Source organism: Inhella crocodyli (genome assembly GCF_004004565.1).
Classification (GTDB): Bacteria; Pseudomonadota; Gammaproteobacteria; order Burkholderiales; family Burkholderiaceae_C; genus Inhella; species Inhella crocodyli.
Genome location: NZ_SACM01000004.1, coordinates 12,526 through 34,556 on the forward strand (window position 1 = coordinate 12,526; position 22,031 = coordinate 34,556).

The 22,031-nt window shown below is 69.1% G+C and carries 18 protein-coding genes; 6 read left to right on the top strand and 12 right to left on the bottom strand.

The features are described 5' to 3' along the window. Positions 1-28 precede the first annotated feature (28 nt). From EOD73_RS13280 to EOD73_RS13290, 3 genes are read left to right on the top strand one after another with little or no spacing between them, the layout of a single operon-like run. Positions 29-2,290, top strand: coding sequence for a pectinesterase family protein (locus EOD73_RS13280; RefSeq protein WP_127683515.1), 2,262 nt, complete (start codon positions 29-31; stop codon positions 2,288-2,290). 41 nt (positions 2,291-2,331) lie between these two features. Next, complete coding sequence (gene kdgR, locus EOD73_RS13285; RefSeq protein WP_127683516.1) at positions 2,332-3,150, top strand: DNA-binding transcriptional regulator KdgR; 819 nt, start codon at positions 2,332-2,334, stop codon at positions 3,148-3,150. Positions 3,151-3,184: 34 nt separating this feature from the next. Continuing rightward, on the top strand, positions 3,185-5,161 hold the full coding sequence (locus tag EOD73_RS13290; RefSeq protein ID WP_127683517.1) for a RecQ family ATP-dependent DNA helicase: 1,977 nt from the start codon (positions 3,185-3,187) through the stop codon (positions 5,159-5,161). A 43-nt stretch (positions 5,162-5,204) separates the two neighbouring features. Here EOD73_RS13290 and EOD73_RS13295 read toward each other — a convergent pair whose 3' ends face one another. After that, positions 5,205-7,184 (bottom strand): putative bifunctional diguanylate cyclase/phosphodiesterase, encoded by a 1,980-nt coding sequence (locus EOD73_RS13295; RefSeq protein WP_127683518.1) that lies wholly within the window; start codon positions 7,182-7,184, stop codon positions 5,205-5,207. Positions 7,185-7,365: 181 nt separating this feature from the next. Between EOD73_RS13295 and uvrA the strand changes: the two genes are divergently transcribed. Further along, entirely contained in the window at positions 7,366-10,239 is a 2,874-nt protein-coding gene (gene uvrA / locus EOD73_RS13300; protein WP_127683519.1) for an excinuclease ABC subunit UvrA, read from the top strand. Positions 10,240-10,350: 111 nt separating this feature from the next. On the opposite strand, the gene EOD73_RS13305 is transcribed toward uvrA, so the two are convergent. From EOD73_RS13305 to EOD73_RS13315, 3 genes are all read right to left on the bottom strand, one after another. Beyond that, the gene (locus EOD73_RS13305; protein WP_127683520.1) at positions 10,351-10,785 is read right to left on the bottom strand and encodes an SWIB/MDM2 domain-containing protein; all 435 of its coding nucleotides are present in this window, start codon (positions 10,783-10,785) and stop codon (positions 10,351-10,353) included. 176 nt (positions 10,786-10,961) lie between these two features. Further along, the gene (locus EOD73_RS13310; RefSeq protein WP_127683521.1) at positions 10,962-11,744 is read right to left on the bottom strand and encodes an SDR family oxidoreductase; all 783 of its coding nucleotides are present in this window, start codon (positions 11,742-11,744) and stop codon (positions 10,962-10,964) included. 64 nt (positions 11,745-11,808) lie between these two features. Next, positions 11,809-12,771, bottom strand: a complete 963-nt coding sequence (locus EOD73_RS13315) for a TerC family protein (protein WP_127683522.1) — start codon at positions 12,769-12,771, stop codon at positions 11,809-11,811. 251 nt (positions 12,772-13,022) lie between these two features. On the opposite strand from EOD73_RS13315, the gene EOD73_RS13320 reads away from it, so the two are divergent. Beyond that, a complete protein-coding gene (locus EOD73_RS13320; RefSeq protein ID WP_127683523.1) occupies positions 13,023-13,367 on the top strand; it encodes a phage holin family protein in 345 nt (114 codons plus the stop codon). A gap of 1 nt (position 13,368) precedes the next feature. Here the strand turns inward: EOD73_RS13320 and EOD73_RS13325 are convergent, their stop codons facing one another. Next, on the bottom strand, positions 13,369-14,967 hold the full coding sequence (locus tag EOD73_RS13325) for a M48 family metalloprotease (RefSeq protein ID WP_127683524.1): 1,599 nt from the start codon (positions 14,965-14,967) through the stop codon (positions 13,369-13,371). Between the two features lie 85 nt (positions 14,968-15,052). On the opposite strand from EOD73_RS13325, the gene moaC reads away from it, so the two are divergent. Then, positions 15,053-15,541 carry a cyclic pyranopterin monophosphate synthase MoaC gene (moaC, locus tag EOD73_RS13330; protein ID WP_127683525.1) on the top strand — a complete coding sequence of 163 codons (489 nt, stop codon included), beginning with the start codon at positions 15,053-15,055 and terminating at the stop codon, positions 15,539-15,541. Between the two features lie 4 nt (positions 15,542-15,545). Here the strand turns inward: moaC and EOD73_RS13335 are convergent, their stop codons facing one another. The 7 genes from EOD73_RS13335 to EOD73_RS13365 form a co-directional block, all read right to left on the bottom strand. After that, positions 15,546-17,102 carry a PglL family O-oligosaccharyltransferase gene (locus tag EOD73_RS13335; protein ID WP_164846081.1) on the bottom strand — a complete coding sequence of 519 codons (1,557 nt, stop codon included), beginning with the start codon at positions 17,100-17,102 and terminating at the stop codon, positions 15,546-15,548. A 90-nt stretch (positions 17,103-17,192) separates the two neighbouring features. Continuing rightward, positions 17,193-17,663 carry a pilin gene (locus EOD73_RS17965; protein ID WP_127683527.1) on the bottom strand — a complete coding sequence of 157 codons (471 nt, stop codon included), beginning with the start codon at positions 17,661-17,663 and terminating at the stop codon, positions 17,193-17,195. A gap of 178 nt (positions 17,664-17,841) precedes the next feature. After that, positions 17,842-18,636 (bottom strand): MBL fold metallo-hydrolase, encoded by a 795-nt coding sequence (locus tag EOD73_RS13345; protein WP_127683528.1) that lies wholly within the window; start codon positions 18,634-18,636, stop codon positions 17,842-17,844. Between the two features lie 125 nt (positions 18,637-18,761). Further along, positions 18,762-19,412, bottom strand: a complete 651-nt coding sequence (locus tag EOD73_RS13350) for an FHA domain-containing protein (RefSeq protein WP_127683529.1) — start codon at positions 19,410-19,412, stop codon at positions 18,762-18,764. A 32-nt stretch (positions 19,413-19,444) separates the two neighbouring features. Next, positions 19,445-20,251, bottom strand: coding sequence for a Stp1/IreP family PP2C-type Ser/Thr phosphatase (locus tag EOD73_RS13355; RefSeq protein ID WP_310733061.1), 807 nt, complete (start codon positions 20,249-20,251; stop codon positions 19,445-19,447). Next, the gene (locus tag EOD73_RS13360) at positions 20,248-21,318 is read right to left on the bottom strand and encodes a serine/threonine-protein kinase (protein WP_127683530.1); all 1,071 of its coding nucleotides are present in this window, start codon (positions 21,316-21,318) and stop codon (positions 20,248-20,250) included. The genes EOD73_RS13355 and EOD73_RS13360 overlap by 4 nt, the downstream gene beginning before the upstream one ends. A gap of 1 nt (position 21,319) precedes the next feature. Next, a complete protein-coding gene (locus tag EOD73_RS13365; RefSeq protein WP_127683531.1) occupies positions 21,320-22,027 on the bottom strand; it encodes a TerC family protein in 708 nt (235 codons plus the stop codon). Positions 22,028-22,031: the final 4 nt, after the last annotated feature.

Genomic DNA, 22,031 nt, shown 5'->3' on the forward strand with positions numbered 1-22,031 from the left:
CCCGGCAAAGCCGGTTCCACGGTGGCACTTGGGTCGCCTGCTGCCCGCCTGCCTTTGTGCTGCGCTGTTCGCGGCCGACGCGCTGGCCGCAGCCCCCAGCCAAGACCGCCCGCAACTGAGCGAGGCCGAGACCGCCCTGCACACCCGCGCCGCCTACCTGGGTGACTGGACGCCAGGGTCGGCGGCGGGCGCCCCGGTGGTGGCCGAGGTGCGCCCCGGCCAGGCGGTGCAGCAGGTGCTGGACGCGCTGCCGCCGTCGACCGGCACGCTGCGCGTGGTGCGCCTGTACCCGGGCACCTACCGCGGCCCGCTGTGCCTGCGCGGCCTGGGGCCCATCGCCCTCGTCGGCTTGGGGGCCACGCCCGAGGCCGTGCGCCTGGTGGACGGCCGCTACGCCGCCCAGCCCAAGGCGCCCGAGGCCCCCGCCCAGCCCTGCGTGCCCGCGCTGGGCAGCGCCACGCACGGCACGGCCGGCAGCGCCACGGTGGTGGTCGCGCAAGACGAGGTGCACCTGCACCGCCTCAGCATCGCCAACGACGCGATGGACGGCGCGCGCGCCGGCCAGGGCTACCCCCCGGGGGCCGGTGAAACGGGCGGCGCGCAGGCCGTGGCCTTGCTGACGCGGGGCGACCGCATCCACCTGAGCGAAGTCGCCCTCTGGGGCCACCAAGACACCTTCTACGCCGACCGCGGCCGGCCCGACGCCCCCGCCCGCGTGCTGGTGGAGCGCAGCACCCTCGCGGGCGATGTCGACTTCGTCTTTGGCGCCGCCACGCTGGTGATCGACGACAGCCTGATCCTCAGCCGCGCAGGCCGCCGCGCCCCGGGCGAGCGGGGCATCGGTCTGGCGCCCAGCACGGCGCCGCAGCAGGCCCAAGGCTTCCTGGTCACGAACAGCCGCTGGCTGGCCGAACCGGGCGTGGCCCCCGGGAGCGTGCACCTGGGACGCGCCTGGGACGCGGGCGTGCCCAAGGGCGGCCCATGGACGGCGACCTCGCCCAACGGCCGCGCCCTCGTGCGCGACAGCCTGCTGGGCGCGCACCTCAGCGGCTGGACGGCGTCCACCGCGCGCCGCCCCTTCGACCCCAGCGTCAACCGATTGGCCGAGTTCGGCAACGCCACGCTGCCTGCCGCGGCTTTCGAGTCCCTGCCCGAAGGCCAAGGCTGGGCCTCGGTGGCGGGCGGCACGCGCGGCGGCAGCGCCGCGAGGCCGGAACACGTGCTGGCCATCCGCACCCGCGCCGACCTGGACGCCGCGCTGCGCCTGGGCGACACGCCCAAGGTCTTGGCGGTGATGGCCCGCATCGACCTCGACCCGCAAGGCGCCGAGGCCTACCGCGACCCCGACTTCGACCCAGCCGCCTACGAGCGCGCCTACGACCCGGCCGTCTGGGGCCGCCGCCCGCCCAGTGGCCCGCTGGAAGAAGCGAGACTGCGCAGCAGCAAGCGCCAGGCCGCGGCCACCGTGGTGCGCCTGCCCTCGAACACAACGCTCATCGGCGTCGTGCCCGGCGCCGGCTTCGCCAACGGCAGCCTGATGCTGGACCGCGTGCAGCAGGTCATCGTGCGCCACCTGCACCTGTCGGACGCCTACGACCACTTCCCCCAGTGGGACCCGCTGGACGGGGCGCTGGGCGAGTGGAACAGCGAGTACGACACCCTCTCGCTGCGCGGGGCGCGGCACGTGTGGGTGGACCACTGCCGCTTCGACGACGGCACCCGGCCCGACGCGCAGGAGCGCACGGTCTTCGGGCGCCTGCAGCAGCGCCACGACGGCCTGCTGGACGTGACCCTGCAGTCCGACCTCGTGACCGTGTCGTGGAACCATTTCGAAGCGCACAGCAAGACCACGCTCATCGGCGGCAGCGACAAGCTCACCAGCGACGCCGGCCACCTGCGCGTGACCCTGCACCACAACCGCTGGGTGGGCGTGGCCGAGCGCACGCCCCGCGTGCGCTTCGGCCAAGTGCACGTGCTCAACAACCTCTACGAACCCCGTCCCGACAGCGCCTACGGCTACGCCTACTCCATCGGCATCGGCTTCGCGTCGAGCGTGCTGAGCGAAGCCAACGCCTGGGAAGGGCCGGTGCCGGCGACGAAGCTGCTGCGCGTGCTCAAGGGCGAGCGCTTCACCGACCGCGGCTCCCTGCTCAACGGCCAGCCCCCGGACTTGGCCGCCGCCTTTCCCAACCTAGCGCCCGTGACCTGGTCGCCCCCCTACGCCCTGGCGCCCGAGCCCGCCGCCACCGCCGCCCAGCGCGTGCGGGAAGGCGCGGGGCCCCGGCCCTGAAACCCTGGTCGACAATCGCGCCCGCAAACCACCGAATCCCCATGGCAACCGGCATCGACGACGACCTCAGCGACGGCAAGCAAAGCCCCGAATCCGTGGCCGCGGTGCTCAAGGTGTTCGCCATCTTGAACGCCCTGAGCGAGCGCAGCGACATCGGCATCTCCGACCTGTCCGTGCGCCTGGCCATGCCCAAGGCCACCGTCTACCGCTTCCTGCAAACCATGAAGACCCTGGGCTACGTGCGCCAGGAGCCCGACAGCGAGCGCTATGGCCTGACCATGCGCATGTTCGAACTCGGCGCCAAGGCCCTGCCCTTCCCCGAGCTGGTGGACCTGGCCAAGCACCACATGCAGATGCTGGCCGACGCCACGGGCGAGACCGTGCACCTGGGCACGCTGATCGACAGCGAAATCATCTACGTGCACAAGGTCGACTCGAAGCACATGCTGGGCATGTACTCCAAGATCGGCCGCCGCGCGCCCCTGCACTGCACGGCCATCGGCAAGGTGCTGATGGCCTGGGAGCACCCCGAGCGGCGCGACCGCGTGCTCGACGGCGCCGAGTTCCAGCGCTTTCGCGACAAGACCATCACCGAACGCGGCGCCTTCCTCGCCGAGTTGGCCCAGGTCAAGGCCCAGGGCTTCGGCGAAGACCGCGAAGAGTTCGACGACCACATCCGCTGCATCGGCGTGCCCATCTTCGACCGCCTGGGCCAGCCCGTGGCGGGCATGAGCGTGTCATTCCCCACCTTCCGCTACGACGCCGCCAAGGCGCCCGAGGTGGTGGCCATGCTGCAGGCCGCCAGCCGCGACATCTCCGAGCGTCTGGGCTGCACCCGGTTCCCCCTGGACGCACGCTGAGCGCGCTGCGGGCGGCAACGACAATCGCGGCCCCATGCCGCCGTTGACCGCTCCTCCGTCCGACCCCGCCCTCCAGGTCCTCCAGCAGGTCTTCGGCTACCCCGCCTTCCGCGGCCTGCAGCGCGACATCGTCGACGCCGCCATCGCGGGGCAGGACGCGCTCGTGCTCATGCCCACGGGCGGCGGCAAGTCGCTCTGCTACCAAATCCCGGCCATCGTGCGCCAGCGCCAGGGCAAGGGCGTCACGCTCGTGGTCAGCCCGCTCATCGCGCTGATGCACGACCAGGTCGGCGCGCTGGAAGAGGTCGGCGTCAAGGCCGCCTTCTTGAACAGCACGCTGGACTTCGAGGCCACCAAGCGCATCGAGCGCGAGCTGCTCAGCGGCGAGCTGACCCTGCTGTACGCCGCCCCCGAGCGCGTGACCAACGCCCGCTTCCAGGCCCGGCTCGATTCCCTGCACGAGCGAAACCTGCTGGCCCTGTTCGCCATCGACGAGGCGCACTGCGTCAGCCAGTGGGGCCACGACTTCCGCGAGGACTACCTCGCCCTGAGTCTGCTGCACGAGCGCTACCCCGGCGTGCCACGCATGGCGCTCACCGCCACGGCCGACGCCCACACGCGCGCCGACATGGTCGAGCGCCTGCAACTGCAGGACGCCCCCGCCTTCGTGGCCAGCTTCGACCGCCCCAACATCCGCTACCGCGTGGTCGAAAAGAGCGACCCGCGCGCCCAGCTGCTGCGCTTCCTGTACGCCGAGCACCGCGACAGCGGCAGCCTGGACGCCGGCATCGTGTACTGCGGCAGCCGCAAGAAGGTCGACGAAACCGCCGAGTGGCTGCAGGGCCAGGGCGTGAAGGCCCTGCCTTACCACGCGGGGCTGGACAGCGCCACGCGCGCCCAGCACCAAGACCGCTTCTTGCGCGACGAGGGCGTGGTGATGGTGGCCACGATCGCGTTCGGCATGGGCATCGACAAGCCCGACGTGCGCTTCGTCGCTCACCTGGACCTTCCCAAGAACATCGAAGGCTATTACCAGGAGACCGGCCGCGCCGGCCGCGACGGCGAACCGGCCAACGCCTGGATGGCCTATGGCCTGGCCGACGTGGTGCAGCAGCGCCGCATGATCGACGAGAGCCCCGCCGGCGAGGAGTTCAAGCGCGTGCAGCGCGCCAAGCTCGACGCCCTGCTGGCCCTGGCCGAAAGCACCGACTGCCGCCGCCGGCGCCTGTTGGCCTACTTCGGCGAGGACTCTGAAGCGAGTGGCGCGACGCCCGCCGCCGGGCCGCCCCAAGGCGGGCGTGCCCCCTCGGGGGGTGGCGAAGCCCCGCAGGGGCGGAGACTGGGGGCCCTGTACCAGTGCGGCAACTGCGACAACTGCTTGAACCCGCCGGCCGTTTGGGACGCGACCGAGCCCGCGCGCATGGCCCTGAGCTGCATCTACCGCTTCCAGAAGGAGCGCAACCAACGCTTCGGCGCCGGCCACCTGATCGACGTGCTGCGCGGCAAGGCCACCGACAAAACCCGCCAGCACGGGCACGACACGCTCAGCACCTGGGGCATCGGCAAGAACGTGAGCGAAACGCAGTGGCGCGCGGTGCTGCGCCAGCTCATCGCCATGAACGCCATCGAGGTGGAGGGCGAGTACCAAACCTTGGCCCTGGGCGAGGCCGCCAAGCCCGTGCTGCGGGGCGACCAAACCGTGAAGCTGCGCGAGGGCACGGGCGAGGGCCGCGCGCCCAAGCTCAAGACCGCGCGCAAGGCCGGCGGCGCCGCCCCGCTCGGCGACCTGGACCCCGCCGCCCAAGCGCGACTGGAGGCCCTCAAGGCCTGGCGCACCGAGGTGGCGCGCGAGCACGACCTGCCGGCCTACCTGATCTTCCCCAACAGCACCCTGCACGAGCTGGCCGCACAGCACCCGCAAACCTTGGACGAGGTGGGCGCGGTGAGCGGCGTGGGCGCCAAAAAACTCGAGGCGTACGGCCGCGAGATCTTGCGCGTGCTGCAGGGTTGACGCCGACGGCCGCCGCGGTGGGCCGCGCGCCGCGGCAGTGGCGTCAAGGCCAGGCGTTCAGGCGCAGCGCCAAATCGTGGGCCGGGATCGGCTTCGAGTACAGGTAACCCTGTTGCAGGGTGCAGGCCTCGCCCAGCAAGAACTGGCGCTGCACCTCGGTCTCCACGCCCTCGGCGACGACCTCGATATCCAGCGCGTGGGCCAGGCCCAGCACGGCGCGCACCAGCACGCAGTCGTCGTGGTCGCCGGGCACGTCGCGCACGAAGCTGCGGTCGATCTTGAGCTTCTTCGGGCGCAGCAGCTTCAGGTAGGCCAGCGAGGAATAGCCGGTGCCGAAATCGTCCACGGCCAGCTCGATGCCCAGGTCGCGCAACGCGTGGATGGTCTTCATCGACGCTTCGCTGTCGCTCATCACCGTGCTCTCGGTCAGCTCGATGGTCAGCTCGCCGGGCGCCAGCGCGTGCACTTGGATGAGTTCGTGCAATTGCTCGGGCAGGCGCTGGTCGCGGAAGTGGCTGGCCGACAGGTTCACCGCCACCGAACCCGGGTGGCGGCCCTGGCTCTTCCAGCGGCTGAGCTGCTGGCAGGCGGCCTCGAGCGTCCAGGCGCCCAGCTCACGGATCTGGCCCGACTCTTCCGCCACTTGGATGAAAGCGCCCGGGTACAGCAGGCCGCGCGTGGGGTGCTGCCAGCGCACCAGGGCCTCGACGGCGCGAACCACGCCGGTGGCGGCGTCGACGATGGGCTGGTAGTGCAGCACCAGCTGGTTGCCGCGGATGGCCTCGGCCAACTCGCGCTCCAGCTCCATGCGCTCGGCCAGTGCGGCGTCGAGGTGGGCTTCGTAGAAGGCGTAGCGGGCGCGCCCGTCTTGCTTGGCCTGGTACATGGCCATGTCCGCGTGGCGCACCAGCTCGTCGAAGTCTTCGCCGTCTTGCGGAAACAGGGCCACGCCCACGCTGGCCGTGACCTGGGCCTGTTGGCCGCCTTGCAGCTCCAAAGCCTCCGAAACCGAGTCCAGCATGCGCTGCACCGTGGCCTGCACCATGTCGGCCGACTGCGCGTCGCGCAGCAACAGCAGGAACTCGTCGCCGCTGATGCGGCACACCAAGTCCGAGCCGCGCACGGCGGCCCGCAGGCGCTCGCTGACCACGAGCAGCAGGCGGTCGCCCGCCGCGTGCCCCATGGTGTCGTTGATGGCCTTGAAACGGTCCAGGTCAACGAAGAGCAGCGCCATCAAATGGCGATGCCGACGCGCAAAGGCGGCCTCGTGCGTGAACACCTCGCGGAACAGCGTGCGGTTGGGCAGCTGCGTCAGGTGGTCGTACATGGCCATCTGGCGCAGCTGCGTGTTCTTGGCCTCCATGTCGGCCAGCAGGGAATCGATTTGCTCGCCCGCGTGGTTCAGGTGCTTGCCCAACTCACCCAGTTCGTCGCCACGCTGCCAGTCGCCTTGCTCGTGCGGTTCGCGCGCCGCGATGGCGCTGGCCTGCCGCTTGAGCCGGTCGATGGGTCGGATCAGGCGCGTGTACAGCACCATCAAAATGACCACGCCGCCCAACACCACCTGGAACGCGACGATGGCCACGATCTGCTGCTGGCGCTCGCGCACCAGCTTGTCGGTGGCGCCGTCGTCGAAGCCCACGGTCAAGGTGCCCAGCACCACGCCGTCGCGCTTGATGCCCGCCGCCATGTCCACCGTCGGCCAGCCTTGGCTGCACTTGGCGGTCTTCAGCTCCTGCGCCCCGGGCCGCTCCTCCAGCAGGCTGACGCTGCACACGCTGGCGTCGGCCAGCAACTGCTCGATGGCGCGCTTGGTGGCCGACTCGTCCAGCACCCACAGCGGATCGACCAGGGACGTGGACGCCAAGCTCAACACCGCCGCGCGCTGGCTGGCCAAGATGGGCTCGACGCTGCTGCGGGTGAGCCGGTCCGACAAGGTCAGCACCACCAGCGCCGGCGCCGCAATGCCCACCAGCACCGCGAGCAGGATGAGCTGGCGCAAGGACAGGTTCGGGCGGCGCATGGACTGCTGTCGGTCTCTGATGGGAAGGCCGAGCCATTGTGCGACAGCGTGCAGCGCGCCGCGGGCAAGGGATTGCCCGCCTGTGCAAGGCGCCACACCCAGGCGGGTGGACCCCGCCGGCCGGCATCAGGGTCGACCCTATGATGACCGGTTGCTTTCGACCGACCCCCACGGCCCCACCATGTCCTTCGAATCCGCCTTCATCCGCGTGCGCGGCGCGCGCACGCACAACCTGAAGGCCATCGACGTCGACATCCCCAAGCACCAATTGGTGGTCATCACCGGCCTGTCGGGCTCGGGGAAAAGCAGCCTGGCCTTCGACACCCTGTACGCCGAGGGCCAGCGCCGCTACGTGGAAAGCCTGAGCGCCTACGCGCGCCAGTTCCTGCAGCTGATGGACAAGCCCGAGGTTGACGTGATCGAGGGCCTGTCGCCGGCCATCGCCATCGAGCAAAAGGCCACCAGTCACAACCCGCGCTCCACGGTGGGCACGGTCACCGAGATCCACGACCACCTGCGCCTGCTGTACGCCCGCGCCGGCACGCCCTTCTGCCCCGACCACGGCCTGCCGCTGGAGGCCCAGTCGGTCAGCCAGATGGTCGACGCCGTGCTGGCGATGCCAGAAGGCAGCAAGCTGCAACTGTTGGCGCCCATCGCCCGCGAGAAGAAGGGCGAGTTCGTCACCGAGTTCACCGCGCTCCAGGCCCAGGGTTTCGTGCGGTTTCGGGTGGACGGCGTGGTCGTGGAGTCCCCCGACCTGCCGACGCTCAAGAAGACCGAGAAGCACGACGTCGACGTGGTCGTCGACCGCGTCAAGCTCGGGCCCGATGCCGCCACCAGCCTGCGACAGCGCCTGGCCGAGAGCTTCGAGACCGCGCTGCGCCTGAGCGAGGGACGCGCGTTGGTGCTCGACATGGTCAGCGGCGCCGAAACCCTGTTCAGCAGCAAGTTCGCCTGCCCGGTCTGCAGCTACGCGCTGTCGGAGCTGGAGCCGCGCCTGTTCAGCTTCAACAGCCCCAGTGGCGCCTGCCCTTCCTGCGAGGGCTTGGGCCACGTGCTGGGCTTTGATCCGGCCCGTGTCGTGGCCTTCCCCTCCTTGAGCTTGGCCAGCGGCGCCGTGAAGGGCTGGGACCGGCGCAATCCCTACAGCTTTGGCCTGCTCGAAGGCGTGGCCGCCCATTACGGCTTCGACCTCGAGCAGCCCTGGGAAGACCTGCCCGAGGCGGTGCGGCAGGTGCTGCTGCACGGTTCGGGCGACACCGAGATCGCTTTCACGTACGTGAGCGAGTCGGCCAGCGGCCGCAAGCGCAGCATGAAGCGCGCCCACCCCTTCGAGGGCATCCTCACCAACTTGCAGCGCCGCTACAAAGAGACCGACAGCGCGGCCGTGCGCGAGGACCTGGCGCGTTACCAAACCACGCAGGCCTGCCCCGACTGCGCCGGCACCCGCCTGCGGCGCGAGGCCCGCCACGTGCACCTGCTTGACGTGAACCGCCCGGGCGACAAGGGCCGCGCGATCTACGAGATCGAGCGCATGACCCTGCGCGACGCGCTCGCCTACGTGGACGGTCTGCAACTCAAGGGGGCCAAGGCCGAGATCGGCGACAAGGTGCTGCGCGAGATCGGTTCGCGCTTGCGCTTCTTGAACGACGTGGGGCTCAACTACCTGAACCTGGAGCGAAGTGCCGACACCCTGAGCGGCGGCGAGGCCCAGCGCATCCGCCTGGCCAGCCAGATCGGCAGCGGCCTGACCGGCGTGATGTACGTGCTGGACGAGCCCAGCATCGGCCTGCACCAGCGCGACAACGACCGCCTCATCGCCACCCTGCGCCGCCTGCGCGACTTGGGCAACACGGTCATCGTGGTCGAGCACGACGAAGACGCCATCCTCGCCGCCGACCACGTGCTCGACCTCGGCCCGGGCGCTGGCGTGCACGGCGGCCGCGTGCTGGCGCAAGGCACGCCCGCCGAGGTTCGGGCCAACCCGGCGTCCATCACGGGCCAGTACCTCAGTGGCGCGCGGCGCATCGCCGTGCCGCCGCGTCGCGCGAGGCCGGCCGAGCAGCTGGTGGTGCACAACGCCCACGGCCACAACCTGAAGAACGTCGACGTGGCCTTCCCGGTGGGCCTGCTGACCTGCGTCACCGGCGTGTCGGGCTCGGGCAAGAGCACCCTCGTCAACGACACCCTGTACGCCGCCGTGGCCAAGAAGCTCTACGGCAGCCACGCCGAGCCGGCGCCGCACGGCTGGCTCGACGGCCTCGACCTGTTCGACAAGGTCATCAACGTCGACCAGTCGCCCATCGGCCGCACGCCGCGCAGCAACCCGGCCACCTACACCGGCCTGTTCACGCCGATGCGCGAGCTGTTCGCCGAAATGCCCGTCGCCCGCGAGCGCGGCTATGGCGCCGGTCGCTTCAGCTTCAACGTCGCCGGGGGCCGCTGCGAGAGCTGCCAGGGCGACGGCGTGCTGAAGGTGGAGATGCACTTTCTGCCGGACGTGTACGTGCCCTGCGACGTCTGCCACGGCCGGCGCTACAACCGCGAAACGCTGGAGGTGCTCTACAAGGGCCTGTCCATTGCCGACGTGCTGGACCTGACCGTCGAGGCCGCCTTCGAGCACTTCAGCGCCGTGCCCGCGCTGGCGCGCAAGCTGCAGACCCTGCTCGACGTCGGCCTGGGCTACGTGAAGCTGGGCCAAAGCGCCACCACCCTGTCGGGCGGCGAGGCGCAGCGCGTGAAGCTGGCGCTGGAACTGAGCAAGCGCGACACCGGTCGCACGCTCTACATCCTGGACGAGCCCACCACCGGCCTGCACTTCGCCGACATCGAGCTCCTGCTCAAGGTGCTGCACCAACTGCGCGACGCGGGCAACACCATCGTCGTCATCGAGCACAACCTCGACGTCATCAAGACCGCCGATTGGGTGATCGACATGGGCCCTGAAGGCGGCTCGGGCGGCGGCACCGTGGTGGCCCAAGGCACGCCCGAGGACGTGGCCGCCTGCGAGGCCAGCCACACCGGCCGCTACCTCGCGCCGCTGCTGCGGCGCTGAAGGCAGGCCACCGAGGACCCGGACAAAACAAAGCCCCGAGGGCGGAGGACGCCGTCGGGGCTTTGGGCATCGGCCCGCGTGACTTGCGCCGCGCGGGGGCCGACCCTCAGATCACTTCAGGTGCGAGCTGATCAGCTTGGTCATCTCGAACATGTCGGCCTTGGCCTTGCCGAAGACTTCCTTCAGCTTGGCGTCGGCCACGATGACGCGCTTCTGAACGGCGTCTTGCAGCTTGTGCTTCTTGATGTACTCCCACACCTTCTTGGTGATTTCGGTGCGGGGCAGGGCCTTGTCGCCCACGATCGCGGCCAGGGCCGCGCTCGGGGTCAGGGCCTTCATGAAGGCGGCGTTCGGGGTGCGCTTCGCGGCGGGCTTCTTCGCAGCAGCGGCCTTCTTGGCCGGAGCGGCAGCCTTCTTCGCGGGTGCAGCGGCCTTCTTGGCCGGGGCTGCAGCCTTCTTGGCCGGCGCGGCCTTCTTCGCAGGAGCAGCGGCCTTCTTGGCCGGAGCCGCCTTCTTGGCCGGGGCGGCCTTCTTCGCAGTTGCCATGTGAATCTCTCCGTATTGAGGTTGAGTGCCGGGGCGGGTGCAGGTCACAAGGCCTTGCGTGTTCTCTCGGATCCCGTGCAGCCGCAATCGTACTGCGCTCCTCTATGAAATCGAAGCGTTTTCATAGGAGAAATCATGCTCTCAAACCCTTGGATGCCCGCAACGTGGCCGCAAGGTCACATCGCACCGGGGTAAGCGCCACCGTCGATCAACAAGTTTTGCCCCGTGAGGTAGGCCGCTTGCTGGCTGCACACGAAGGCGCACATCGCGCCGAATTCCTCCGCGAGCCCGAGGCGCCGCGCCGGGATCGCGGCGATCTTTTCCGCCTGCACCTCGGCCAAGGGACGACCTTGGCGCTGGGCCGCCGCGGCGTGCGTGGCGCGAATGCGGTCGGTGTCGAAGCTGCCCGGCAGCAGGTTGTTGACGGTGACGTTGCGCGCGGCCAATCGCGCGTCGCGGGCCAAGCCGGCCACGAAGCCGGTGAGCCCCGAGCGCGCGCCGTTGGACAAGCCCAGCACCTCGATCGGGGCCTTCACCGCGCCGGAGGTGATGTTGACCACTCGGCCAAAGCCGCGCGCGGCCATGGCGTCCACCGTGGCCTTCATCAACGCGATGGGCGTGAGCATGTTGGCCGTCAAGGCCCGCTGCCAATCGGCCTCGTCCCAATCGCGAAAGTCGCCCGGCGGCGGGCCGCCCGCGTTGTTGACCAGGATGTCGACCTGCGGCGCCGCGGACAAGGCCGCGGCCCGGCCCTCCGGCGTGGTGATGTCGCCCACCACCTCGATCGCCTGCACGCCGAGGGCGCGCGCTTGCGCGGCCGTGGCCGCCAATGCATCGGCCCCGCGGGCGGTGATCACCACGTTCACGCCTTCGCGTGCCAGCGCCAGCGCGCAACCGCGCCCCAAGCCCTTGCTGCCGGCGCACACCAGCGCCCACTTGCCTTGCAGTCCGAAGTCCATGGTCGGTCCTCCAATGAAAAACGGCGGCCAGTATCTGGCCGCCGTTCGCATCAGGGGAGTGGGTTCAAGCGTCGGTCTTGAGCTTGGGCGCCGTGCGCACGCTCAGCACCATGGTCACCGCCAAGATGCCCACCACCACGCCCAGGCTCACGAGCACGGGGATCTTGAACACGTCGATGAGCAGCATCTTGGTGCCGATGAAGGCCAAGATCACCGCCAGACCGTAGCTCAACAGGTGGAATTTGGACGCCACCGCCGCCAGCAGGAAGTACATCGCGCGCAAGCCCAAGATGGCGAACACGTTGCTGGTCAGCACGATGAACGGGTCGGTCGTGATCGCGAAGATGGCGGGGATCGAGTCCACCGCAAAGATCACGTCGGTAAAGCCCACCAAGCAAATCACCATCAGCAAGGGCGTCGCGATCTTCTTGCCGTTCTCCACGGTGAAGAACTTCTCCCCGTCGAAGTTCTTGCTCACGGGCATGACCTTGCGCAAGAGCTTCAGGGCGGGGTTGCCTTCCAGGTCCGGCTCCTGACCGGCGGCCCACCACATCTTGATGCCCGTGAGCAGCAAGAAGGCACCGAACACGTACAGGATCCAGTGGAACTGCTGCAGCAGCCAGCCGCCCGCCAAGATCATGACGGAGCGCAGCACGATGGCGCCGATGATGCCGATCATCAGCACACGCTTCTGGTACGCCGCCGGCACCGCGAAGTACGTGAAGATCATCAAGAACACGAAGATGTTGTCCACCGCCAGCGACTTCTCGATGAGGTAGCCGGTCAGGAACTCCAAGGCCTTCGTGTTGGCCAGGGCCGTGTCACCGGTGGTGTCCTTGACGGCCCACCAGAACAGGCCATTGAAGGCGAATGACACGGCGACCCAAACGATCGACCAGTTCAACGCCTCCTTGACGCCCACCTCGTGCGCGCCTTGCTTCTTGAGCACGACGAAGTCGATGAACAGGGCCACCAGCACGGCCGCCACGAAAAAGCCCCACAGCCACAGGGGCGCGATGGTTTGCATGCGAACTCTCCAGACAGACAACGATCGAACCCGGGCGACAGCGGCCCGGGCGGCGTTCCGAAAGGTCTTGCGGGGACGGCGGCGCCTGGTGCGCTGGCCGGCTGCGGGGCCCGGGTGCCCACCGGACACCGTACTGACGGACCGCTCGCCATGCCCGCTTGAATGGGCATGCAGCTACTCCCCTTTCAGAGAAGGCCTTCATTGTGCCGGTCGACCCTCGGCCCTGGCAAGCCTGGGGCTATCCTTGCCGCATGAACTTTGTCCTGCGTTGGCTCCTGTTGGCAGGGGCTTTGTTGATCGTGGCGCACGTGGTGCCCGGCGTGGCGATCACCAGTTATGGCGCCGCCCTGGTGGCCGCCGCGGTGCTGGGCCTGCTGAACACCTTGCTGCGCCCCTTGCTGGTCGTGCTGACCCTGCCGGTGACCCTGCTCACCCTGGGTCTGTTTTTGTTCGTCATCAACGCCCTGATGTTTTGGGCGGCGGCCTCGCTGCTGCAGGGCTTCTCGGTCCAAGGCTTTGGGGCCGCGCTGTTGGGCTCCCTGGCCTACAGCCTGATGGGCCTGGTCGTGGATTTCGCCACCCGCCGGTCGGACTGACTCACTCGGGCTCGACACCCCTTGGCAAGCCGCGGGGGTACAGCAAGGCCAGGTGGGCCCGACGCTCGTAGCTCAGGGCGCGCAAGCGGGCGTCGATCACGGACGCCTCGATCTGGTCGCCGCCGCCCGGCGCTTGGCGCGACTGCCGCAGTGCGGCGCGCAGGCGCTCGATGGCCCCCCGGGTGTCTCCGAGGGCGGCCCGGGCTTCGGCCTGCGCCCGCAGCGCGCGCAGCGACTGGCCCTGCAACTCCCACAGGCGCGCGCTGGCCTCCCAGGCCAAGCTGTCTTTCGGGTGCTCCACAACGTGCGTCTGTAGCAACTCGAGAAGGTCTTTCCGCAGGGCCGGCGCCGCGTTCGGCAGCGCGGCCAGTTGCGCCCGCAGCAGCAAGGTTGCACGGTCTTGCGGGGTCATGGCCCAAGGGGCAAGCATCGCCAATCCGGCGGCGCCATCGCCCGCCAGCAGCGCCCCTTCGGCCTGCAGCAGCGTGAACAGGCGCTGCACAAAGGCGCGATCGACGCCCTCGGCGGGCCACCAACGCCGCGCCGCGGCCACGGCAGCGTCACCGCGATCGCGCTGGCGCAGCTTGTAGGCCGCGAGCGCGGCGCTGTAGCGCGAGCTCAGTTGATCCAGGTCGCTGCCATCGCGCACCCCCTGGTCCAGACCCACCAGGACGTGCAAAGCGTCCACGCGTTCGTCCATCAGCACGCGGCCGCGTGCGGCCATCAGCCCATGCTCCAGCTTGGCGTTGGGGGTGGGCGCGATGTCCTCGAGCAAGGAGGCCCGCTGCCGCGCCTCGCCGATGCGCTCCACCGTCAGCGGGTGCGAACGCAGGTATGGGTAGTTGCCGCTGTCGGTCAGGTGCATGGCCTGTTCCATGCGCTCGAACATGCGCGCCATGCCCAGCGGACGGTAACCGGCCGAGGTCATCACGCCGAAGCCCACCCGGTCGGCCTCCCGCTCCATGTCGCGGGAAAAGTTCAACTGCGCCTGGATGCCGGCAGCCTGACCGCCCAAGATGGCCGCCTGCGCCAAGTCGATGCTCCCTGCGCGTGAAGCCGCCAAGATGCCCAACAGGGTGCCCACGATGGTGAGGGCGGTGGACTGCGAGTCGCCCACGATGCGGCGGGCAATGTGGCGCTGGCTGACGTGTGCCATCTCGTGCGCCAAGACCGACGCCAATTCGTCCCGTTGCTGGGTGATGGCCAACAGGCCGAGGTACACGCCCACGTAGCCGCCCGGCAGGGCAAAGGCATTCACGCTGCGCTCGCGGATGATGAAGGTGTCCCAAGCAAAGCGCTCCCACAACTCGTCGCTGATGTGGCCCTGTTCGCGCGCGGCGCGCAACAGCGGCTGCCACAGGCTGTCGATGTAGGCCGTGAGCAGCGGATCGTCGGCCACCGCCGGGTCGGGCCGGATCTCGCTCATCACCGTGTCGCCCATGCGGCGCTCGTCGCTGGGGCTGAGGCTCTCCGAGATGGCGTCACCCAGCGTCGGCAACTTCAAAGGCGCTTGGGCCGGGGCCATTGGCAGCGCCAAGGACAGGGCGAGGGCCACCAAGCCCAGTCGGGTGGAGGCCGAGCGTCGCGCAATCAGTGCCATCGTCAAACAGGGCGCGGCGCGGGCCGCGCGTCTTCCAGAGCGGCCCCTATCATCGCCCGCCTTCGTTGCTCCCGTGTTGCCGCGCATGACCTCTCCCCTCACCCATTTCGATGCCCAGGGGCAAGCCCACATGGTGGACGTGGGGGGCAAGGCGGTCACGCACCGCGTGGCGCGCGCCCAAGGGGCCATCCGCATGCAGGCGGCCACCTTCGAGTTGATCGCACAAGGCCGCGCCGCCAAAGGCGACGTGCTGGCCGTGGCGCGCATCGCCGCCATCCAGGGCGCCAAGCGCTGCGCCGACTTGGTCCCCCTGTGCCACCCCCTGCCCTTGACCCGCGTCACGGTCGACTTCGAACTCGACGCCGCCCAGCACCGGGTCGTCTGCACCGCACAGGCCGAAACCCTGGGTCAAACCGGTGTCGAGATGGAGGCCCTGTGCGCGGTGCAGGTGGGCTTGCTCACGGTGTACGACATGTGCAAGGCGGCCGATCGGGGCATGGTCATCGACGGCGTCCAGGTGCTGGAAAAGCGCGGCGGCAAGTCGGGCGATTGGCTCGCCCCACCCGCCGCCTGAGCGATCAGAAATCGCGCCAGGTGTACGCCCCCTGGGGCGGACTGCAATGCCAGAGCGCGGGGTCGGCCTCGCACTCGGCCATCCACGCGTCGCCGTCGGGCTTGCGGAACTCCTGAAGGCGCGCCACCAGGTAGCGGGCCTTGTCGGTCTGGCCGGCGGCGTGCAGGTTCTTGGCCCAGGCGATGAGCAGCCGGGTGTCGATCAGCACGTGCGAGGCCCGCTCCGCGGCCTCCAAGGCCAAGGGGCTCACGCCCAAGGCGGTGGCCGCCGCATAGTCGGCCTGCCGTGAGAAGAAGAAGGTTTGGTGGCCCTTGACGATGCGCTGCACGAGCGAATCGCCGTCGTCCGCCGCCGGGGCGTAAATGGCGCTGACCTTGCGGTACTCCACCGCGGCCAGGCCCGTGAGCAGGGCCATGCCCAGGCCGACGGCCAGGGTCGCGTTCCTCACCACGGGCGACCAAGTCCAAGCGGCCCGCGGGATGAACCACACCGCCGCCGCCGCCAAGGTTGGCAGCAAGAAATAGGGGTACCACAGCGGGTACTCCATCATGCTGTGCAGGCCCACCACCGTGACGAGCGCCCAAGCGGCCCGCTGCGCCACGGCCTCGCCGTCGTCCGCCGCCGGGCGGCGCCAAACGCGCCAGGTGCCCCAGCTGTACGCCCCCAGCAGTGCGAGGCTGAGCCCACCGCCCACCACCCAGCCCAGCTCCACAACCAGTTGGAGGAACAGGTTGTGCGGGTGGTCAAAGAAGTACGGCGCGCGATCGGAGACGGGGGTCAGCGTCCAAGCACGGTTGAACTCGCCCCAGCCCACGCCGGCCGGGTGGGTCTGGATCAGGGTCCAGGCGTCGGCCAAGATCTTCCACCGCGAAACCGACTGCATCCCCTCGACCGACAACCGGGCCTCCGCGCCGACCAGCGTGCCTGAGCTTTGGGCCCACAAGTGGAGGGCCCCGCCTGCCGCCAGGGCCATCGCGGGCGCGCTGACCAGCAGCCAGCGCAAGGGCTTCGGCAAGCGACGGTCGAACAGACCCCACAGGACGAGCACGGGCAGCCCCAGGAACAGACCGGTGCGCGAAGCACTCAGCACCAGCACCAGCATCGACAGACCCACACCGGCCGCGGCCAAGGCTTGGCGCCAGCGCGCACTGCGATCGAGCGAGGCCCAGGCAACCCAGGCAATGGCGCCCCACAAGAGCACGGTGCCCAAGAGGTTGGGCTGGCGAACGTTTCCCGTGGCGCGCCCGGGCAGGGCGCTGCGGGCTAGTAGGTAATGGTCGATCGGCTGCGGCCAGAACACCTGCACCGTGCCGACCACGGCGTTGACCACGGCAAAGCCGATCAGCCCCAGGCAGAGGCCTTGCGCAAATCGTGCCCCGTCCAAGCGCGCGCATGCCAGCGCCCAAAGGGCCGCGGCGGCGCCGACCAGGGCGACAAAGGAATTGATGGCGGTGCCGGAGGGGGGCGTCTGATATGCGACCCATCCCGGCGCGCACAGGGCGGCCGCCAGGGCCAGCAAAGCGCTGGTGTTGAGGGGCGAGGCCGGAGATTGAGGGGTCATTGGTGAAGCCAGAAAAAAACTGCCCTGCGGCATGCCGCAGGGCAGTCTAGACAAACCGGGTCGATCGCTCGACCCGAGTGCAATGTCCGATCAGCGGAAGTTGCCCTTGATGTACTTATCCAGCACCGTGTCTGCAGCGGTCTTGCGGCACTCAAAATTGCCGCCTTCGTTCACGTGGCAGTCACCAGCCAAGGTGTAGCTACCAACGTTGGCCGAACCCGTGAAAGTGATCGTCACGCCCGAGCCACCGGTCGACAGGGTCACGGCAGCAGGCGGCGTGCCGTTCGAGATCTTCGGACGGGGCAGCTCGGAACCAGCGAAGCCGTACGGGGTCAACTCATTCAATTCATCGCAGCTGGCCTTGCCGGCGTTGCCGCCGTTGTCGTTCAGGCAGCCTTTGATGGCGCCCTTGATACCTTCCAACTCAGCCAGGGCACCGCCCCACTTGGCCTTGGTGGTGTAGTCGTTGTAGGCCGGCAGGGCCACGGCGGCCAAGATGCCGATGATCGCCACGACGATCATCAATTCGATGAGGGTGAAACCTTGTTGAACGCGCTTCATAACAATCTCCTTGCAGAGGGGTTGGGGTAGGGACACCCCTTCATATGCAGGGGTCGTGCCAAGTGTAGGAGCGCTGCGGATGTGCGCTAGGTCACGGTGGATTGGGGGGAACCCGAAATTGCCGCGCCGACCTGGGCTGAAAGTGACATTTTTTGGCAACCGGCGCTGACGCAAAGCGTCAGTCGGCGTCGTCGAGCGACAAGGTCTGTCCGGCGCTCAACAGGCGGGCGCGGTGGGCCGGCAGGCGCGCCGCCAGCTGCGCCGCGATGGCCTCGTGCTCGCCCGGCTTGAGGTGCGTGAGCCAAATCGGAAACGCGCCCGGGGTGCAGTGCAACAACTCGGCGGCCAAGCTCTCCGGGCAGTGGTGCCCGGCACGCGCGGCCAGCGCTGCCTCGTCGTCGCCGAAGGCGACTTCGATGATGAGTTGGGCCAGCGGCAGTGCCCGCAAGCTGTCCCACAGCGCCGGGTTCGGGCCGGTGTCGCCGGTGTACACAGTCCAGCGCTCGGCGTCGCGGGCGCGCACGGCGAAGCCGCAAGCCGGCACCGTGTGCGCCGCCGGCAGCACCCGGATCTGGCGACCGTCGAGCGACAGGGTTTGGCCAATGCTCAAGGGGCTCAGTTGCAAGGCCGCTTGCTCGGCCGATGGCAAGCGGGTGAAGTCGGGCCAGATCACGTCGTTGAGCACGTGCGCCTGCAAGGCCTGCAAGGTGGCAGGCAAGGCGTGAACGACGATGGGCCCCAGGCCCAATGCCCGGCGCTGGCGCAACGTGGCGTCGGCCAGCAGCGGCACGCCCAGGATGTGGTCCAGGTGAGAGTGGCTGAGCAGCACGTGGTCGATGCGGCTCAGCGCTTCGAGCGGCAGGTCGCCCAATCCCGTGCCCGCGTCGACCAAGACGCGCTCGTCCAGCAAGAAGGCGGTGGTGCGGCAGCCGGCCGCGATGGCGCCGCTGCAGCCCAGGACACGTAGCGACATCGGCGCGGCCCAGCGAGTGGTGGTTCAGCCCAAGGAATGTAGGCCCAGGTTCGCGGCCCCGGGTGCGCAAGATTGGGCACGCAAGGCCCAGGTGCCACGACCGCGCGGCCGTGGCGTGACGCGCATCACGCGGCGGCCTGCAGGAACTGCATTTGGGTGCCCGCCAGCTCGATGACGTCCCCACTCTTCAAGGGGACGGCGTCCACGCTCATCGGTGCCCCATTGACGGTGGGGCGCTGGCCGCCCTCGATGTGCGTCAACACGTAACCGTTGGGGCGCTTGGTGATGGAGGCCACCTGCACGCCCGGCTTGCCGACCGTGGTCACGACCTTGGTCAGCGGCACCTCGCGCCCGGCCGCCGCGCCGTTCAGCACACGGACGCTGGCGGGGCCGACCGCGGCCGGCGCCGGCGCCGCTGGGCGCGCTGGGGCGGCCATGGGCGGCAACTGGCCCGGGCGCAAGATCATGGTCTTGTCCTGGTCGCCAAAGTCGTCCAACAGGAAGCGGATCTTGTACTTGCCCACCTCGATCACGTCGTCTTGGCGCAGCTGCTGCTTCTTGACCGCTTTGCCGTTGATGTAGGTGCCGTTGGTGGAGTTGAGGTCTTCGATGTACACGTCCGAGCCCACCATCTGCAAGAAGGCGTGCTCCCCGCTGACGGCGAGGTTGTCGATGACGATGTCGTTGTAGGGGCGCCGTCCCAAGGTGGTCTTGTCCTTGGTCAGTTGCACTTCCTTGATCACCACGCCGTCGAGCGACAGGACGAGTTTGGCCATCGTTTCCTCTGAGGTCTGTAGTTGTGCGGCGGTCAGCGGCGTCCCAGGCCCCACCAGGGCTTGGGCGCCGAAGGTGGGGGACCGGCGGGGCGCACCGGCCGCCCCAAAACGACCGTGATGTTATCCCGCCCCCCTTGGGCATTGGCTTTTTCAACCAAGGCCTCGGCCAACGCTGGCAATTCGGTGTGGCGTTCGCACAAAGCGGCGATGTCGGGGTCGCGCACCATGTCGGACAGGCCGTCGGAGCACAGGATCAACAAGTCGTCCGGCTGCCAGGGGTGGCAATGCAGTTCCAACTCGGTGCGCGGCTCGACCCCGACCGCGCGCGTCACGAGGTTTTTGTGCAAGGCGTTCGCCGCTTGCTCCGGCGTGAGCAGCCCGGCGTCGATCTGCTCTTGCAGCAGGGAGTGGTCGCGGGTGATCTGGACCAGGTGGCGACCGCCCCGCCAACGGTAGGCCCGGCTGTCGCCGATGTGGCCCACCCACAGGCCTTCGGGCCGCACGACCGCCACCACCAAGGTGGTGCCCATGCCGGCCATGCGGGGGTTGTTCTCGGCGGTGTCGAAGATCGCCCGGTTGGCGTTGTCGACGCAGATTTCGATGGCCTGCCCCACCGCCTCGGGCGGCGCGGCGCTGGCCTGCTTGAGCCAGGCACCCAGTTCGTCGCGCAGGAAGGTCACCAGCATTTGGCTGGCGATCTCGCCCGCGTTGTAGCCGCCCATGCCATCGGCGAGCACCAGCAAGCCGGCCTCGACGTCGACGGCGAAGGCGTCTTCGTTGTTCCCCCGAACCCGGCCGGGATCGGTGTGGCCCATGGCCTCCCACGCGAGCTTGGTCACGAGGGCCTCCGGGTGTCGATGCGCTCCGTGCGGTCGAAGGCCGGTGCAGCGCCCGTGGATTCCGGCACCTTGGCGGTGACCAACTCCAACGGGTCGATCTGGTCGAGCACGGCCTCCAAGTCCTGCGCCAAGTCTTCCCCGTTGGCGTAACGGCGGTCTGGGCGCTTTTCCAAGGCCAGGGACAGCACCATCGCCAAGGCCTCGGGCAGCCCTGGCCGCAGGTCGCGAACGTCGGCCACGCGCTCGTTGGCGATCTCGTACATCAAACGCGCCATCGAATCGCTTTGGTGGGGCAAGCGGCCCGTCAGCAGTTGGTACAGCACGACCCCCAAGGAATAGAGGTCGCTGCGCCCGTCGACCGGCTGCCCGGCCAACTGCTCGGGTGCCATGTAGCTCGGCGTGCCCAGGACCAAGCCCGTGCGCGTGCGACTGCCATCGGCAACGCGGGCGATGCCGAAGTCCATGATCTTCACGGTGTCGGTCGCGGGGTCGATGCGGATGTTGGCGGGCTTGACGTCACGGTGCACGATGCCGTGCTGGTGCGCGTGGTTCAGCGCGCGCGCCAGCCGGATGCAGACGCGCAAGGCCTGCCCCACGGGCAACAGCCGGCCAGGCTGAACGTGCAGACTCAGGTCGTGGCCGCGGACCAGCTCCATGACGATCCAGGCGTCGCCATCGGCCCCCACGCCGAGCTCGCGCACCCGCAGGATGTCGGGGTGCGCCAAGGCCTGGGCCGCTTGCGCTTCGCGCAGAAAACGCGCCCGGGTGTCGGCCAGGTCCTCGGGCGCCACCTCGGAGGACAAGAGCAGGCGCTTGAGGGCCACCTCTTCCCCGGTTCGGGTGTCGATGGCACGGTGCACCACGGCCATCGCGCCGCGGCCCAACTCTTCCATCAACTGCAAGTGTGCCGGCACGTCGGCCGTGGGCGCCTTGAGCGTGGCATGCGCCGGCATGGTGGTCATCGGCCGGGTCGACATGGGCAGGGTGGAGCCGGCGATCGTCGGCGGTCCGCGGTGCGCCGAGGCCTCGGGCTGGATCCAGCGCTTGAGGCGATCGAGCAAACCCATGTCAGGCCTGCACTTGCGCCGCGGAGCGCGACAGCCAACGGCCCAAGGCCCACACCAACAATGCACCGGCGGCCCCGCAGCTCCAGGCCACGGCCGAAGAGGCACTCGGCCCGACCCAGCGGGCGAGCAGCGGGTCGCCCACCGCCAAAGTGCCGGCGATCCAACCCAAGAGCATGCCGCCAGCGGTGATGATGACCGGGAAGCGGTCCATGAGCTTGATCACCAACTGGCTGCCCCAGACGATGATCGGGATGGACACGAGCAGGCCGAAAACGACCAAGCTCATTTGGTGATCGGGCGAGGCGGTTTCGGCCGCACCGGCGATGCCGATCACGTTGTCCACGCTCATCACCAAATCGGCCACGATCACGGTGCGCACCGCCGCCCAGAGTTTGTCGCTGGCCTGGATGTTGCCATGCGCGTCGTCGTCCTCGGGCAGCAGGAGCTTCACCCCGATCCACAGCAGCAAAGCCGCCCCGACGAGCTTGAGCGCGGGCAGCTTGAGCAGGCTGATCGCGAAGAAGATCAGCACGACGCGCAAGAGGATGGCCCCTGCCGTGCCCCACAGGATGCCGCGGCGACGCAGGTGGTCGGGCAGGCGCCGACAAGCCAGCGCGATGACGACCGCGTTGTCGCCCCCGAGCAGGATGTCGATCATGATGATCTGGCCCACAGCGAGCCAGAAACTTGGGTCAGTCAGCCAGTCCATCCAG